Here is a 15,516-nt window from a genome sequence, read left to right on the forward strand (position 1 = left end):
AAGTTGCGGGGAAGTCGACGGAGCCCGGGCGGTCGCCCGGAACCGATGAGGCCCCCTGCTTTCGCGTTACGGGGACCGGATGAGAATTTTCGGCTCGCGCCGGGGCTCCGTCGCGACCGATTGGACGTGAGCAGTCGATGATGGGCTTCGAAGCGGCCTGTCGGGTTTGGCCAATTCGCCCCCGACGCTTGGCGCCGTTTAATCCCAGAACGACTTAAGCCCACGACGGGCGGAGGGTGTCAGGGCCCTCCGGGCTCCGGGGTTTTACGCCCCCCGGACAGTCCCGCGCCTTTGTCGGTTCGTGCCTCCACAGATCCAGGTCCTCGCCGGATCAGGGTCCTCGGTCGACTTCACGGCGCGGTTTCCCGCTCGATCGCGCCCCACCGCACGTCCGGGTCCTGGGCCCAGGACGCCTTCCCCACGCGACGGGACGGCTGGAAGTGTACGCGCGGTTTGGAAGGGGGCGCACAGAAAGGCCCTAAAAAGAGCCGGGCGTTGAAATCGTTCAGGTCCTGGGGGCATGTGTTGATGGGTATGCGGCTTCCCTCTCCCGCCGGGAGAGGGAGTTCTAGTGGAAATCCCGCGACCCCGGGAGGATGCGGACGTCGCGGGGATGCCGTCCCCGGGTCGGGGAATGGCCGGATCCGGGCGTCTGATCCGTGGACAGACGACCCAGCATCGGGGTCCAGTCGACCATGTCCTCGACCACCAGATGGGTCACGCCCTCGGCGCGCTGGACCTTGCCGGTGACCAGGACCATCCGCGCCCCCATGGCGACGGGGCGCAGCCGTTCGAACACGTCGGGCCAGACCACGAGGTTGGCCACCGCCGTCTCGTCCTCGATGGTCAGGAACACCACCCCCTTGGCCGACCCGGGCCTCTGACGCACCAGAACGACTCCGCCGACGCGGACGCGGCGGTTCTCCTTCGCCGTCCCGTAGGCCTCGGCCGTCACGGCCCCGGCCTGCGTCAGCCGCTCGCGCAGGAAGGAGACGGGGTGACCCTTCAGCGACAGCCGGAGGGTCTGGTAGTCGCCGACCACTTCTTCCGCCTCGGTCAGGCGCGGCAGGGCGGCCGGCGGGGCCCCGTCCGCCTCGTCCAGACCCATGGCCGCGAACAGGGGCGCCGAGGCCGCCGGCGGCGCCCCTTTGGCCGCCCACATCCCCTGACGTCGCGAGAGATCGAGAGACCCGCAGGCGTCCGCCTCCGCCAGCCGGTCGAGGGCGGGGGGCGGCAAACCGGCCCGACGGCGAAGATCCTCGAGGTCGCGGAAGGGGGCGAGGGCGCGGGCCACGACGATGGACTCGGCCCATGTTTCCCTGAACCCGTCGATGGAGCGCAGGCCCAGTCGCAGGGCGTGCCGGCCGCTGATCCGGCCCGGTTCCAGGCTCGCGTCCCAGTCGCTGGCGTTCACATCGGGATGCCGCACCTCGACCCCGTGCGCCTGCGCATCGCGGACGATCTGGGCCGGCGCATAGAAGCCCATCGGCTGGCTGTTCAGAAGACAGGCCGCAAAGACGTCCGGGTAGACGCATTTCACCCAGGCCGAGACATAGACGAGGAAGGCGAAGGCGCAGGCGTGGCTTTCCGGAAAGCCGTATTCGCCGAAGCCCTTGATCTGGTCGAAGCAGCGCTGGGCGAAGGCGGGATCGTAACCCCGGTCCCTCATCCGGCCGACGAAGATCTCCTCATAGGTCCCGATCGTGCCCATGTGCCGGAAGGTGGCCATCGCGCGACGCAGACCGTTGGCCTCCCTGGACGAGAATTTCGCCGCGTCCATGGCGATCTTCATGGCCTGCTCCTGAAACAGGGGCACGCCGAGGGTCTTGTCGAGGACGAGTTTCAGTTCGTTCTTAGGGCCGTGCTCCGGGGCCGGATGCGGATAGTCGATGACGAAGGGGACGCCCGCCTTTTCCGCCGCGCGCCGTTCGGCCCGACGCCTCAGATAGGGATGGACCATGTCGCCCTGGATCGGGCCGGGCCGGACGATCGCGACCTGGACCACCAGGTCGTAGAAGACGCGCGGCTGAAGTCTCGGCAGCATGGCCATCTGGGCCCGGCTCTCGACCTGGAAGACGCCGAGAGAATCCGCCTTGCAGAGCATGTCGTAGACCTCGGGGTCCTCGCGCGGCACCGTATGCAGTTCCAGGGATCGCCCGTAGCTCTTTTCGATCATGCCGAAGGCGCGCTTCAGCGCCGTCAACATGCCCAGGGCCAGGACATCGACCTTCATCAGCTTCAGATGATCGATGTCGTCCTTGTCCCATTCGATGAAGGTGCGGTCCTTCATCGCCGCATTGCCGATGGGCACGATCTCGCACAGCGGTCCGTGGCTCAGCACATAGCCCCCGACGTGTTGCGACAGATGGCGCGGAAACCGGATCAGCTCCGCCGTCAGGGCCAGGGCCAGGGCCATACGGGCGTCGTCCCGGCTGACCCCGGTGCGATCGACGTCATCCTTGCGAACCTCGGAGCCGTAGGAGCCCCAGACCGTGTCGGCCAGGCGGGCGGTGACGTCCTCGGTCAGGCCCAGGGCCTTGCCCACGTCGCGGATCGCCGAGCGCGGCCGGTAGTGGATGATGGTCGCCACGATGCCCGCCCGGTCCCGGCCGTAGCGGCGGTAGACATACTGCATCACCTCCTCGCGTCGCTCGTGCTCGAAATCGACGTCGATGTCGGGCGGTTCGGACCGGTCGGCCGAGATGAACCGCTCGATCAGCACATCCTGTTCCGTCGGATTGACGTTGGTGATCCCGAGGCAAAAGCAGACGATCGAATTCGCCGCCGAGCCCCGGCCCTGGCACAGAATTTCGCGGGGCCTGCGTCTGGCCCAGTCGACGATGTCGTGCACGGTGAGAAAGTAGTTCGGATATTTCAGCTGTTTGATCAGCTTCAGTTCGCTGACGATCTTGATACGCATGGCGGCCGGGACGGAGCCGTTCCGGGCCAGCCGTTCGCGCGCCCCCTTGAAGGTCAGGCGGATCAGCCGACGCTGGGCGGTCCAGCCGGACGGCACCGGTTCGTCCGGGTACTGATAGCTGAGCTCCCGCAGGGAGAAGTCGCACCCCCGCACCACCTCCATCGTGCGGGCCAGGGCCGCCTCGTGGCCCCTGAACAGGCGGGCCATTTCGGCCGGCGGCTTCAGGTAGCGCTCTCCATTGGCCTGGAGGCGGAGCCCGGCCGTATCGATCGTGGTTCCCTCGCGGATACAGGTCAGGACGTCCTGCAGGGGGCGACGGTCAGGGTGGTGGTACATCGCCGCATTGGTGGCGATCATCGGGGCGCCGGTCCGGCCGGCCATGGCCGCGAGCCGGTTCAGCCGGGCCCGGTCGTCGCCGCGCCACAGGGGCTGGGCGGCCAGGTACAGGGTGTCCGGCCAGGCGCATCTCCAGGCGAGGAGGCGGGCCTCGAAGGCGGCGTCGGGGACCTCGGGCGCGACGGCGAGGGCGATCAGCCCTTCGCCATGGGCCACGGCCTGGTCGAAGGTCAGACGGGTCTCGCCCTTGGTGATCCGCTCGGGTCCGGTCTCGTCCTCCTCCGGGCGACCGGGCTCGACCAGACGAAGATGAGGATGGGACGAAGGCGCGGGATCCGACGGCGGCGGCGCCGCGTCGAGGATCTCGCTCTTGCCCAGGGTCAGCAGGCGGCAGAGGCGGCCGTAGGCGGCGCGGTCGCGGGGGAAGACGATCAGTTCGGTCCCGTCGAGGAAGCCCAGCCGGACCCCGACGACCAGACGAATGTCGGACGCCTCCGCCCCCATCAGGGCCCGGACCATCCCGGCCAGGGTGTTGCGGTCGGCGATGCCCACGGCGGCCAGACCCAGGGCCCTGGCCTGCATCATCATCTCGCCGGGATGGGACGCCCCCTCCAGGAAGCTGAAGTTGGTCAGGGCGCCGAGCTCGGCGTAGTCGCCGTCCCATGCCGGGGTCGGAGCCGTCACGGGAACATCCCGTGCATCCACCAGGAGGGCGGGCGCTCGTCCTTCGCGCCCGTGTATTCGACGCCGTACAGTCCCTCGCGGAACAGCCAGTAACGCAGGCCCTGGTCGTCCTCGATCCGGTAATAGTCGCGGGTCCGGGCGAGGCGTCCGTCGGGCCGGGGGCGCCACCACTCCGGCGACAGGCGTTCGGGGCCGTCGGCGCGGGACACCTTCCGCAGCACGCGCCGCCAGGTGAACTGGGCCGGGGGCCGATCCGGCAGCCCGGCGACGACCTCCACCGGTTCGGGCGGATCGAGCAGCAGCAGGGGTCGCGCCCGACGCGGATCCGACGCGCCTTCGGCCGGGGGCGACGCCCTGCCCGGACGGGGGGCCGCACGGGGCGCCAGGGCGGGCCGCCAGCGTTCGGCGCGTTCGGGGATCCAGCTGCCGTCCGGCTCGGCGACCCGGACCGAGGCCTCGCCCAGACGCGCCGACAGCCGGTCGATCAGGGCGGCCAGCCCCTCGGCGTGGCGGGCCTGGTCCGCCTCGCCCATGTCGACCTGACGCGCGACCAGGGGCTCGGCGAGGTCGGCGGTCAGCATCAGGGCGTCGATGCCGAAGCCGGGGTCGATCCGCTCGAGCCCGGTCTCGCGGAACAGCCGCATCCAGATCGACACGTCACGCAGGGCACGGCCCATGCGGACCGAGACGGCGCGGGTCCGGCCGTCGACGCGGAAGGCGGTCAGGGTCAGGGCCCGCGCGCCCTGGCCGTCTCCCTCCATCGACCGGGCCAGGCTGTCGGCGAGGCCGGGCAGACGGGCCTCGATCCCCGCCGTGTCGGTCAGGGGGTCGGCATAGGCCTCCCACCCCCGATAGCGGGGCGGCGCCCGGGTCGGGATCAGGGCCTCGGCTGTCAGGCCCAGGGCCTGGTCGAGCCGACGGACGAGTCCGACCCCGGCGCCGTCGCGGAAGCGGCGGGCGAGGCCGGCGCGCGGCATGGGATAGAGGTCGCCGATCCGCTTCAGACCGAACCGGCGGGTCTGTTTCAGGGCGGCGTCGTCGATACGGAGGGCCTCGACCGGCAGGGGGGCCAGGGCCTCGCGCACATCGGCGTCCGTGGCGATCCGTGTGGCGTGGCCGTAGCGGGCGAGGGCCCAGGCGGCGCCGGGGCCGGGGGCCATGGCGGCGCGGCCGCGGATGCCGGCCGCAGCCAGGCGCTGCTCGATGCGGGCGATCGCCGCGTCCTCTCCGCCGAACAGATGGGTCGCGCCGGTCAGGTCGAGGAACAGCCCCTCCAGCCCGCCGTCGGACGGATCGACCGTGACGGCCGGCGACCAGCGCTCGCCCCAGACGGCCAGGGCCTCGAGGGCGCGCTGATCCGCGGCGGGGTCGGCCGGGTGGCAGGCCAGATGCGGGACCATGGCCAGGGCGTCGGCCTGCGTCTGGCCCCGGGACAGGTTCAGGGCGCGGGCGGCGGGATTCAGGGCATGGAGGATCGCCCCCCGCGCCGTGCGCAGGATCAGGGCCAGAGGGCCTGCATCCGCTGCGAGGGGATCAGGCGTAGCGGGTCCGGCTGATCGGGCCCAGACCGTCACCGGCCAGTCGATCAGCCAGACGGAGACGATGCGTCTCATCATCCTGCTCCAGCATCCAGATGCCCGGCCGCTCCATCCGGCTGCGGGTCATTTCGGCACGGATCGTCATCCGGCCCGGCGCACGATCGTCAAAAGCACCGCCTGCACTCGCATGGGTTGTTATGCGCCAGCGCCGTCGCGCGGCGCTGAGATCCCCGGACCGGGTCCGCAGCAGAAGGCCGGAACATCCGCCGTCGCGGGCGGCGAATTCCAGCCGCCGGGTCTGGGCCAGTTCGGCCCCGTCGACGGTCCCGATCACCAGGGCGGCGCCGCCGGACCGCAGCGCCTGCTCCATGGCCCATAGCGCAAGGGCCTCGGTCCGGGTCTCGACCAGAACAAAGCCGTCACATGCCTGAAAGGCTTTCAGGCCTGGGCCGTAGGGGCGGCCGTTCTCCTGGAGCCAGGACCGTGTCACGCTCATCACCACGCCCCGGCCCACGCCAAGCGACGCCCGGCCGAGGGTGAAGGCGAAGGCCGCCGCCATGTCCCGGACGCCGTCGGCGCATGCCTCCTCCAACCCCTCGGACAGGGGAGACAGGGGCGGCGGGACAGCGTCTGGCTCTGGTGACGGATGGGTGAACATGGCGGGAAAGGACTCCATGTTCATTATTTGTTCCGTTTCAGACAGAGTCAAACCGGAATCGTCCCGACTGCCAGGACTCCATGATTTCTACCTATGCGCGTTCCTGTTGGCGCCCCTCCTGCATGGGCGCAAGGTGGAGTGCGATCCTGTATCGCTTTGGAACCTGACGGATGACCTTTTCGGTTCGACCGGTCGATGCGACCGACAACGGAGCGATCAACGCCCTGCATCGCTCCGTGGGCTGGCCCACCCGCTCGGAGGCGGGCTGGAACTGGCTGGCGAGCAATCCGGCACGGCTGGAAACGACGGCGCCCGCCGGCTGGCTGGTCGAGGCAGAGGACGGAGAGCCTTGCGGTTTCGCCGGCAATTTCGTCCAGCGCTTCCACCACGGCGACCGGATTCTGTATGGCGCAACCGGCTTTTCGATCATCATCACGCCCCGCGCCCGGGGGCGCAGCCTCAAGCTGCTGAACACCTTCGCGCGACAGCCGGAGATGTTCGCCCACTACGTCTTCAACGCCAACCCGAGGTCCAGCCCTCTGTACAAGCGCCACGGCATGATCGCCTGGCCGCCGGAGACGCACGACGTCAAACTGTCCTGGCGGGTCGATGCGCTCGCCTGCGCCGGTGGGCGGTTGTGGCGCGAGATCGACCGTCGCGTTCCCCGCCTGACCGAGGCCAGGGCCGAGCGACTGCTGAACCCCCGGCTGCACGAGCCGGAGACCCTCGATCTTCCGACCGGCGTCGCCATACTGACCGACCTGACCGACCTGGCCGACCGCACGCCCTATGCGGATTTCTGGCAGGCGCTGAAGGGCGAGGGGCGGCTGATCGCCGACCGCAGCCCGGCCATGCTGCGCTGGCGGCTGGTCGATCCCGACCTGACGCTGCGCCCCCTGGTCCTGGCCTTCAATCGCGGCGAGACGATCTCCGGCTACGCCATGGCGATGATGTCCAAGGGCAATCCGATCGAGCCCCCCATGCTGGAGATTGTCGATCTGGCGGCGCTGGACGACGAACCGCGCGCGATCCCGGCCCTGATCCAGGCCCTTCTGGCCAATGCCCGTCGCCTCGGCGCAGCAAAGCTCCGCATACAGACGGTCAACCCAGAACTGCTCCGGCGAATGGGCCCGCTGGCGGATACGGCCCGACGCGAAGGCGGCTGGGGCCATTGCCACGTGAAGTTCGACCCGGACACGCCGGGAACCGAGACCTGGTCGCCGACCCCGTACGACGGCGACTACGGCATCTGTCTGAGGCCGGTGCCGGTGGCGGTGTCGGAACGAAGAGCGGCCTGAACGCTACTTCCGGGACTTCAGCTCGTCGCGGATCTCGGCCAGCAGGGTCTCGGTCGGGGTCAGGGCGGGCGGGCTCTCAGGCGCAGGCGCGGCGGCCTCGGCGCGGCGCAGGCGGTTAATGCCCTTGACCATCAGGAAGACGACGAAGGCCACGATCACGAACTGGATGACGGTGTTGATGAAGGCCCCGTACTGGATGGCGACCTCCTCGATCGCCTCCGTCGCCGGGTTCTCGGGCGCCAGAACCCATTTCAATTCGGAGAAATCGACCCGGCCCAGCAGAAGGCCGATCGGCGGCATCACCACCTGTTCGACCACGCTCGTGACGATCTTGCCGAAGGCGGCGCCGATGATGACGCCGACCGCCAGGTCGACGACATTGCCACGCGCAGCGAACTCCTTGAATTCGGTCAGCAAGCTCATTGTGATTCCCCGAGATCGAGATGAAGGAACTGGTTGAAGTCGGTCGCAGCGTAGCCGCCAAAGGCCGGACCCGACTGGAAACCACGTGACCTGTAGAGGGACAGGGCCGGCTCAAACGGAGCCCCGGACCCCGTTTCGAGCGAGACCCGTCGCGCACCGCGCTGCCTCGCCACGGCGATCAGATGTTCCAGAACGGCGCGTCCGAACCCCCTGCCCGTATAGTCCGGCAGGGTCCGCATCGATTTGATCTCGAAAGACGTTCCGTCGATGCGGCGCAACGCGCCCATGGCCAGGGCCCGTCCACCGTCCGACAGTGCGAACAGATCGACCCCGGGTTCGGCCAGGGCTAAGGCATCAAGGGCATGCACGCTGTCGGCCGGGGAGTGGGCGCGCATCGCAGACAGGTGCAGCCGGATCAGGGCCTGCAAACTCTGGTCCTCGAGATCGGCCGAAGCGATGCGGAGATCCGCCATCGCGGGGTCAGGCGTCCCCGGATGCATTGAGCCGCTCGCGCAGCTCCTTCCCGCTCTTGAAGAAGGGCACCGACTTGGCGGGCACGTCCACGGTCTCGCCGGTCCGCGGATTGCGTCCGGCCCTCGCGGGTCGCGCTCGGACTGAAAACGCGCCGAAGCCGCGCAGTTCGACACGGCCGCCCTCAGCCATCGCTTCGGTCATGCGACCGAGCACGACATTGACCACACGCTCGACCTCCGCGTGGGTCAGGTGCGTGTTCTCCGCCGCGAGTTTCTCGATGAGCTCAGACTTTATCATGTCAGGCCCCCGCCCTTTCCTGCCCATCCCGGGGCAATTATGGGTGCAACTTCAATCCGGTTACGAGGACACCCTAGCCCTCGCCCGGCTGGCGAAAAAGGCCTGATCGTCAGTTTCCGTCAGGGAAGAGGGTAAAATGTCGACCGCCGTACACGGATGAGCCGTCCCTCAGGGTTGTAGAGGCCTGCGGGCCGGCGTTTGAAATTGCGGCTCAGCCATGAAAAAGGCGGCCGGATCGCTCCGGCCGCCTTCTTTATTTGTAGAGCCTATCGTTCGGCTCACGGAGCCTCACTACTTGAGGCCCGGTCACGGGACCGGAAGGATTACTCCTTGCCGGCCTTCTCGCGCAGGGCCGCGCCGAGGATGTCGCCCAGCGAGGCGCCCGAGTCCGAGGACCCGAACTGGTCGATGGCTTCCTTCTCGTCGGCCATTTCCAGAGCCTTGATCGAGACCGAGACGCGACGGGTGGCCTTGTCGATGCCCGTGATCTGGGCGTCGACGCGGTCGCCGACGGCGTAACGCTCGGGGCGCTGCTCGTTGCGGTCGCGGCTGATGTCCGACTTGCGCACGAAGGAGGTGACCGGCGCGTCGTCTTCACCGAACTTCACTTCAATGCCGCCCGACTCGATGGAGGTGACGGTCAGGGTGACGGTCTGACCCTTCTTGTACAGGTCGCCGTCGCCGACGGGATCGCCGCCCAGCTGCTTGATGCCGAGCGAGACGCGTTCCTTCTCGACGTCGACGTCCAGGACCTTGGCCTTGACCATCTCGCCCTTGCGGTAGCGCTGGATGGCTTCTTCACCCGAGACCGACCAGTCGAGGTCGGACAGGTGCACCATGCCGTCGATGTCGTTGTCCAGGCCGATGAACAGGCCGAACTCGGTGGCGTTCTTGACTTCGCCCTCGACGGTCGAGCCGATCGGGTTGGCGGCGACGAACGCATCCCAGGGATTGTCCTGGGCCTGCTTCAGGCCCAGCGAGATGCGGCGCTTGGAGGCGTCGACATCCAGAACCACGACGTCGACTTCCTGCGAGGTCGAGACGATCTTGCCGGGGTGGACGTTCTTCTTGGTCCAGGACATTTCCGAGACGTGGACCAGGCCTTCAACGCCGGCTTCCAGCTCAACAAAAGCGCCGTAGTCGGTGATGTTGGTGATGCGGCCCGTGTATTTGGCGCCCGGCGGGTATTTGGCTTCGACGCCGTCCCACGGATCGGACTGCAGCTGCTTCATGCCCAGCGAGATGCGCTGGGTGTCCGGGTTGATCTTGACGATCTGGACCTGGACGGTGTCGCCGACGGCGAGCACCTGCGACGGGTGGGAGACGCGCTTCCACGACATGTCGGTGACGTGCAGCAGGCCGTCGATGCCGCCGAGGTCCACGAAGGCGCCGTAATCGGTGATGTTCTTGACGACGCCGTCGCGGACTTCACCCTCTTGCAGCTGGCCGACCAGCTCCGTGCGCTGTTCGGCGCGGGCTTCTTCCAGGATCGCACGACGCGAGACGACGATGTTGCCGCGCGGGCGGTCCATCTTGAGGATCTGGAACGGCTGCTCCTTGCCCATCAGCGGGCCGACGTCGCGCACCGGGCGGATGTCGACCTGCGAGCCGGGCAGGAAGGCCGAGGCGCCGCCGAGGTCGACGGTGAAGCCGCCCTTGACGCGACCGACGATGGCGCCGTTGACCGGGTGACCTTCGGCGAACACGACTTCCAGACGGGTCCAGGCTTCTTCGCGGCGCGCCTTGTCGCGGCTGATGACGGCCTCGCCCAGGGCGTTCTCGACGCGCTCCAGGTAGACTTCGACGTCATCGCCGACCTTCGGGATGACGGCGCCTTCGCCCTGACCGAACTCGCGGGCGGGGATGCGGCCTTCGGTCTTCAGACCGACGTCGATGATGATGATGTCTTTTTCGATGCCGACGACGCGGCCGTGAACGACCTGGCCTTCGCCGAGATCGCGACCTTGCAGCTGCTCGTCGAGCAGGGCGGAGAAGTCGTCGCGAGTGGGGTTGAGGGTATCAGACATGAAGCTCTGGTGTTTCCGATAGGGCTATGGCGCGTGGCCGGACGGCCCCGCGCGAGGTGGAACTTGGGATTGGGATAGTCGGTCGCGGGATGCGAGGCTCAGCTGAACCAGGGCGCCCGCGGAAGCCGAGGACGGAGCGCTGGATTTGCGGAACCGACCTAAAGGCCGTGTTTCGCTCGCGCCGCCTCGACGATACGGCGGGCCGCATCGAAGGCGGCTTCTATATCCATATCGGTCGTGTCCAGCAAGACGGCGTCGTCGGCCTGGACCATGGGGGCCGAACCGCGACCGGCGTCGCGCTCGTCCCGACGCTGGATATCGGCCAGCATGGCCTCGTAGGTGATCGGATCGCCGCGACCGGTCAGCTGCAGCCAGCGACGCCGGGCCCGGGTCTCGGGCGTCGCGGTGACGAACAGCTTGGCCGGGGCGTCGGGGGCGATGACCGTGCCGATGTCGCGTCCGTCCAGCACCGCCCCGCCCGCCTGACGCGCGAAAGCCTGTTGCAGGTCCAGAAGGGCGGCGCGCACGCCGGGGAAGCCCGCGACACGACTGGCCGCCTCGCCGGCGTCGCCGCTGGTCAGGGCCGCATCGTCGGACAGTCGCCCGGCGTCGAGCGCGCGGGCCGCCGCTTCGGCCGCCTTCGCATCGCCGAGGTCGCCGCCGCCGGTCAGGACATCGAGGCCGACAGCCCGGTACAGCAGGCCCGTGTCGAGGAAGGGCAGGCCGTAATGGGCCGCCAGGCGCGAGGCGATCGTGCCCTTGCCGGAGGCGGCGGGCCCATCGACGGCGATGACGAACGGCTTGCTCATTAGGGGCCGTGGAAGCACAGGCACGGGGCCAACGCCAGTGGAAGCTCGATCATGCGACGTCGCCGCCCAGGCCACGGATCATCTCCACGAAGCCGGGAAAAGAGGTGGCGATCATGTCGGGTTCGTCGACGGTGACGGCGTTCGCGGCGGCGAGGCCGAGGACCAGATGGCTCATGGCGATGCGGTGATCGTGGGCCGTGTGGACGGTGGCGCCGCCCGGCACGGGGCCGCCCTCCCCTGCCCCGGTGACGATGAAGCCCTCCGGCTCCTCCTCTACCGCGACGCCGCAGGCGCGCAGGCCGTCGACCATCAGGCGGATGCGGTCGCTCTCCTTGACCCGCATCTCGCCGACGCCGCGCATGACCGTCCGGCCCTCGGCGAAGGCGGCGGTGGCGGCGAGGATCGGATATTCGTCGATCATGGAGGCGGCGCGGTTTTCCGGCACGACGACGCCCTTCAAGGCCGAATGACGGGCCGTGATGTCGCCGACCTCCTCGCCGCCCGAGACGCGACGATTGGCGATGGTCAGGTCGGCGCCCATCTCGATCCAGGTATCGAACAGGCCGGTCCGCAGGGGGTTCAGCATCACGCCCCCGACCGTGACCTCGGAGCCCGGAACGATCAGCCCGGCTGCGAGGGGGAAGGCCGCCGACGACGGATCGCCGGGCACGGAGACGGCGGTTCCGGTCAGGGGCTGGCCGCCTTGCAGACGGATGACCCAGCCTTCGCCGTCTTCCTCGACGTCGACGGCGGCGCCGAAGGCCCGCAGCATCCGCTCGGTGTGGTCGCGGCTCTTCTCCGGCTCGGTGACGGAGGTGACGCCCCGGGCGTTCAGACCGGCCAGCAGGATGGCCGACTTGACCTGGGCCGAGGCGACCGTCTGCACATGGTCGATGGCGTTCAGCGTCCCGCCCGTCAGGGTCGCGGGCAACAGACCCGGCTTGCCCGACCAGTCGAAGGTCGCGCCCATCCGGGTCAGATGATCGGTGACCCGACCCATGGGGCGGGACCGCAAGGAGGCGTCGCCATCGAAGGTCGCCGAAATCGGATAGCCGGCGGCCGCCCCCATCAGCAGGCGGACCCCGGTACCGGCGTTGCCGCAGTCGATGACGCCCGCCGGGGTCCGGAACCCGCCACGACCGGTGACGCGCCATCGGCCGCCGCCGAGCTTCTCGACCGTCGCGCCGAAGGCCTCGGCCGCGCGGGCGGTGGCCAGGACGTCGTCGCCTTCCAGCAGGCCCTCGACCTCGGTCACGCCGGTGGCCACGGCGCCCAGGATCATGGAGCGGTGGGAGATGGATTTGTCGCCCGGCGCCCGGACGGTTCCGCGCAAGGGAGGTCCGGGGCGAGCGGTCAGATGGGAGGCGGTGGAGGCCACGCAGGCTCCATGGAAGGCAGTGGGGGAGGGTGCGGGCGAAGGCCACGCGGAACACGGCTTTTGACAGCGCCCCCCCATAGTGGCAAGGGACGCGGCCGAAATCCCCTCCTCCATCCAAAGGTCTCCATCACCCGTGGCCGATCCCAAACTTGGCGCCAAGCAGGTCTGTCCGAACTGCCAGGCCAAATTCTACGACCTGGGCCGTCGCCCGGCTCACTGCCCGAAGTGCGACACCGAATTCGATCCTGAAGAAGCCATCAAGCTGCGCAGCCGTCGCGGCCGTCCGGGCGGCTATGCCTCGGACGACGCCGAAGATCAGGTCGTCGACAAGAAGGTCGACGGCGACGAGGACGAGGAAGAAGAAGTCGTCACTCCGGAAATCGATCAGGAAGGCCACGAGCCCATCCTGACGCCGGACGACGAGGACGACGCCGTGGCCGATCCGTCCGAAGAGGCCGGCATGGGCACGACCGACGGCGACGACGATGATGTCCTGGCCGACGACGACGATGACGACTCCGTCCCCTTCATCGAGGATGAAGACGACGACGCCTTCGACGAAGACATCGCCAAGGGCTCCAAGGACGAGGATTGACCGTCCTTAACCGATTGATTTCCGGACCGGTTTCGACCGGTCCGGACTTGATCGAAAGAATGCGAAAATAAATGGCGGAACCGGGTTGATCTGAAAATCGACCCGACATAGGTTCCGCCGCCTCGCCGGGGGCCACACCAGACCCGGCGGACCAGACCACGGACGCGAGTTCGAGGTTCGGGGCTTTAGCTCAGCTGGTAGAGCGCTTGCATGGCATGCAAGAGGTCAGCGGTTCGACTCCGCTAAGCTCCACCAAATTCCGAGGGGCCGGTTGCATTGCAGCCGGCCCCTTTTGGTTTCCGGCATCAGCTCCGCGTATCGGGCCGATCGAAGCGGTTCATGATATGGATCGCGGTGGCGGTCGCGATGACCAGCAACATCCCCCAACCGGTGACGTTGAGGAACAGGCCGTTCACCGACCTCGGCAGGGACAGGTCGAGCAAGTCAGAGAGATGAATCAGGACGGCGAAGCCCTGAAGGCCCGTCAACAGGACCACCCACCGGTCGGGCCAGCGGAAACACATCACGCCGTAGACCACCAGTACAACGAAAGATTTGACGTCCATCAGAAGCAGGCGGTCGTCGGGCGACGCCCCCGCGTCCAGAAGGGTTGAGCAGATCATCTCGGTGACCTGCAACAGACCAACCAGGCGCAGTCGCGCTGAGCCGAACGCAAGCGCCGCACCGGCGACGATGACAACGGCCCCCGTCCCGATGATGACGTGCAGATTGTCGAATGCGCTCGTCACCGGCGTTTTGCATTCCCTGTCGCGAGATGAGTATCATGACGCGGCCGAGAACTTTAGGACAGCGCAGGATCAGGCGCGCAGGGGAATGACCGTCTCGGAGCGGCCGGCGCGAACTTCCGGATAGCGACGCCCCTCCGGAACCTCGTCCTCCTTCGGATTGCGCGGGTCTTCCATAACGATGCCCAGACGGCGCTGGATGGCCGACAGGGATTTGTGGGCGCCGATGATCGAGCCGCGCGCGGTGGTCATGTCGCCCAGGGCCGAGCAGACCGAGACGATGACCGGCTGGGCCCAGGAGGCGTGCAGACCGGCTTCATTCTGAAGGTTGGGCAGTTCAGTCACCAGAAGCGAGGCCTTGGCCATGGCGACGTCCATGGCCCGTTCGGCGTCATTGATCATCAGCGCGACTCTTTGTGCGGCTTCGTTGCGATTGGACATGAATGTTCCTCTGCCGCGGCGCGCGGCATTGCACGGGTTTCGATGGAAGAGAGGGTGGGCGGTACTACTGAAGCGAAAGCACGAGCCGCTGGAGCATGATGGCGCCGTAGAGGGCCGCCGGCGCCGCTATGGCGAGGCCGACCGCGATCCCCGCAGCGATCCCCAGGCGGATCCCGCCGGGATGAAGGTCTAGGCGTCCAGACTCTGCGGCGGACCGATGTCCGCCAGGCAGTTGGCCGATCTCAGGATCTCGAACATGGCCATTTGACCGGTCAGGAACTTCGCCTGCTCCTGAAGGGCGGAGACCAGATAGGGGATCATCCGCTGGTGCCTGTCGCCGACTGCGACCTGGCCGAGCGCCAGCTGCAGATCCCGATAGGTCATCACCGGAAGCAGAGCGTCCAGGTCGGAACCCTCTTGGAGTATGGGTTGGGTTGAAGTGAGTTGCATCGGCATCCCCGTTGTCGAGGTCCCGATAAGGCCGCTCATCCTGCCGCCCGGATATCGGGTCTGATGCCCATAGGGGATATTCCCCTATGTCCAGGCGAACGCCCGCGCCGATCAGTTTGCGGACGGCGTCATTGCGATTGTCGGCGCCCAGCTTCTTGCACGCCCTGGCGATCTGGGCGTCCACGGTCTTGGGCGCAGTCCCCAGCCGTCGCGCGATCGCCTTGCTCTGATAGTGGGCGGCGACATAGGCCATGACCTCGCGCTCACGCTCTGAAAGGCGCGCCACTCTCGATTGCGTCTCTTCCTCGGACTGCGACATGGAGGCCCGTTACCTGCGGTTGACGAGAGGAAGGCAAGACCTGTGCCTTGATCTCGTCCACGAAGCAGTAACCGCGATTCAGGTTTGATCCGAATCCTATTGATGCCGAGGTCGGCGCTCGTG

The 15,516-nt window shown here is 68.0% G+C and carries 14 protein-coding genes, 1 tRNA gene and 1 pseudogene; 3 read left to right on the forward strand and 13 right to left on the reverse strand.

Annotation, left to right across the window (positions count from 1 at the left end; translation table 11 throughout):
* Positions 1 to 568: 568 nt before the first annotated feature.
* From Q0044_RS10515 to Q0044_RS10525, 3 genes are read right to left on the reverse strand one after another with little or no spacing between them, the layout of a single operon-like run.
* Positions 569 to 3,940, reverse strand: a complete 3,372-nt coding sequence (locus Q0044_RS10515) for an error-prone DNA polymerase (RefSeq protein ID WP_298162077.1) — start codon at positions 3,938 to 3,940, stop codon at positions 569 to 571.
* Positions 3,937 to 5,553 carry a Y-family DNA polymerase gene (locus tag Q0044_RS10520; RefSeq protein WP_298162080.1) on the reverse strand — a complete coding sequence of 539 codons (1,617 nt, stop codon included), beginning with the start codon at positions 5,551 to 5,553 and terminating at the stop codon, positions 3,937 to 3,939. The genes Q0044_RS10515 and Q0044_RS10520 overlap by 4 nt, the downstream gene beginning before the upstream one ends.
* Positions 5,474 to 6,154: an ImuA family protein gene (locus tag Q0044_RS10525; protein ID WP_298162081.1), complete on the reverse strand. Its 681-nt coding sequence runs from the start codon at positions 6,152 to 6,154 to the stop codon at positions 5,474 to 5,476. The genes Q0044_RS10520 and Q0044_RS10525 overlap by 80 nt, the downstream gene beginning before the upstream one ends.
* 152 nt (positions 6,155 to 6,306) lie before the next feature.
* On the opposite strand from Q0044_RS10525, the gene Q0044_RS10530 reads away from it, so the two are divergent.
* A complete protein-coding gene (locus tag Q0044_RS10530; RefSeq protein WP_298162082.1) occupies positions 6,307 to 7,434 on the forward strand; it encodes a GNAT family N-acetyltransferase in 1,128 nt (375 codons plus the stop codon).
* Positions 7,435 to 7,437: 3 nt separating this feature from the next.
* Here the strand turns inward: Q0044_RS10530 and mscL are convergent, their stop codons facing one another.
* The 6 genes from mscL to aroA form a co-directional block, all read right to left on the reverse strand.
* Positions 7,438 to 7,857: a large-conductance mechanosensitive channel protein MscL gene (gene mscL / locus Q0044_RS10535; protein WP_298162085.1), complete on the reverse strand. Its 420-nt coding sequence runs from the start codon at positions 7,855 to 7,857 to the stop codon at positions 7,438 to 7,440.
* The gene (locus tag Q0044_RS10540; RefSeq protein ID WP_298162087.1) at positions 7,854 to 8,330 is read right to left on the reverse strand and encodes a GNAT family N-acetyltransferase; all 477 of its coding nucleotides are present in this window, start codon (positions 8,328 to 8,330) and stop codon (positions 7,854 to 7,856) included. The genes mscL and Q0044_RS10540 overlap by 4 nt, the downstream gene beginning before the upstream one ends.
* A gap of 7 nt (positions 8,331 to 8,337) precedes the next feature.
* Positions 8,338 to 8,628 carry an integration host factor subunit beta gene (locus tag Q0044_RS10545; RefSeq protein ID WP_298162090.1) on the reverse strand — a complete coding sequence of 97 codons (291 nt, stop codon included), beginning with the start codon at positions 8,626 to 8,628 and terminating at the stop codon, positions 8,338 to 8,340.
* Between the two features lie 323 nt (positions 8,629 to 8,951).
* Positions 8,952 to 10,655 carry a 30S ribosomal protein S1 gene (gene rpsA, locus Q0044_RS10550; RefSeq protein WP_298162092.1) on the reverse strand — a complete coding sequence of 568 codons (1,704 nt, stop codon included), beginning with the start codon at positions 10,653 to 10,655 and terminating at the stop codon, positions 8,952 to 8,954.
* A 158-nt stretch (positions 10,656 to 10,813) separates the two neighbouring features.
* The gene (gene cmk, locus Q0044_RS10555) at positions 10,814 to 11,464 is read right to left on the reverse strand and encodes a (d)CMP kinase (RefSeq protein ID WP_298162094.1); all 651 of its coding nucleotides are present in this window, start codon (positions 11,462 to 11,464) and stop codon (positions 10,814 to 10,816) included.
* A gap of 49 nt (positions 11,465 to 11,513) precedes the next feature.
* Positions 11,514 to 12,842: a 3-phosphoshikimate 1-carboxyvinyltransferase gene (gene aroA, locus Q0044_RS10560; protein ID WP_524536168.1), complete on the reverse strand. Its 1,329-nt coding sequence runs from the start codon at positions 12,840 to 12,842 to the stop codon at positions 11,514 to 11,516.
* A 133-nt stretch (positions 12,843 to 12,975) separates the two neighbouring features.
* Here aroA and Q0044_RS10565 point away from each other — a divergent pair, with 133 nt between their 5' ends.
* On the forward strand, positions 12,976 to 13,437 hold the full coding sequence (locus Q0044_RS10565; RefSeq protein ID WP_298162096.1) for a TIGR02300 family protein: 462 nt from the start codon (positions 12,976 to 12,978) through the stop codon (positions 13,435 to 13,437).
* Positions 13,438 to 13,616: 179 nt separating this feature from the next.
* Positions 13,617 to 13,692, forward strand: a tRNA-Ala gene (locus tag Q0044_RS10570).
* Between the two features lie 50 nt (positions 13,693 to 13,742).
* Here the strand turns inward: Q0044_RS10570 and Q0044_RS10575 are convergent.
* From Q0044_RS10575 to Q0044_RS16975, 4 genes and pseudogenes are all read right to left on the reverse strand, one after another.
* Positions 13,743 to 14,186, reverse strand: coding sequence for a hypothetical protein (locus tag Q0044_RS10575; RefSeq protein WP_298162098.1), 444 nt, complete (start codon positions 14,184 to 14,186; stop codon positions 13,743 to 13,745).
* A 69-nt stretch (positions 14,187 to 14,255) separates the two neighbouring features.
* Positions 14,256 to 14,624, reverse strand: coding sequence for a hypothetical protein (locus tag Q0044_RS10580; protein ID WP_298162100.1), 369 nt, complete (start codon positions 14,622 to 14,624; stop codon positions 14,256 to 14,258).
* Positions 14,625 to 14,813: 189 nt separating this feature from the next.
* A complete protein-coding gene (locus Q0044_RS10585; RefSeq protein ID WP_298162101.1) occupies positions 14,814 to 15,074 on the reverse strand; it encodes a hypothetical protein in 261 nt (86 codons plus the stop codon).
* Between the two features lie 130 nt (positions 15,075 to 15,204).
* Positions 15,205 to 15,393 (reverse strand): annotated as a pseudogene (locus tag Q0044_RS16975) (LuxR C-terminal-related transcriptional regulator); the annotation flags it as partial.
* Positions 15,394 to 15,516: the final 123 nt, after the last annotated feature.

Origin of the sequence: Brevundimonas sp., assembly GCF_027484365.1 — a bacterium.
GTDB lineage: Bacteria > Pseudomonadota > Alphaproteobacteria > Caulobacterales > Caulobacteraceae > Brevundimonas.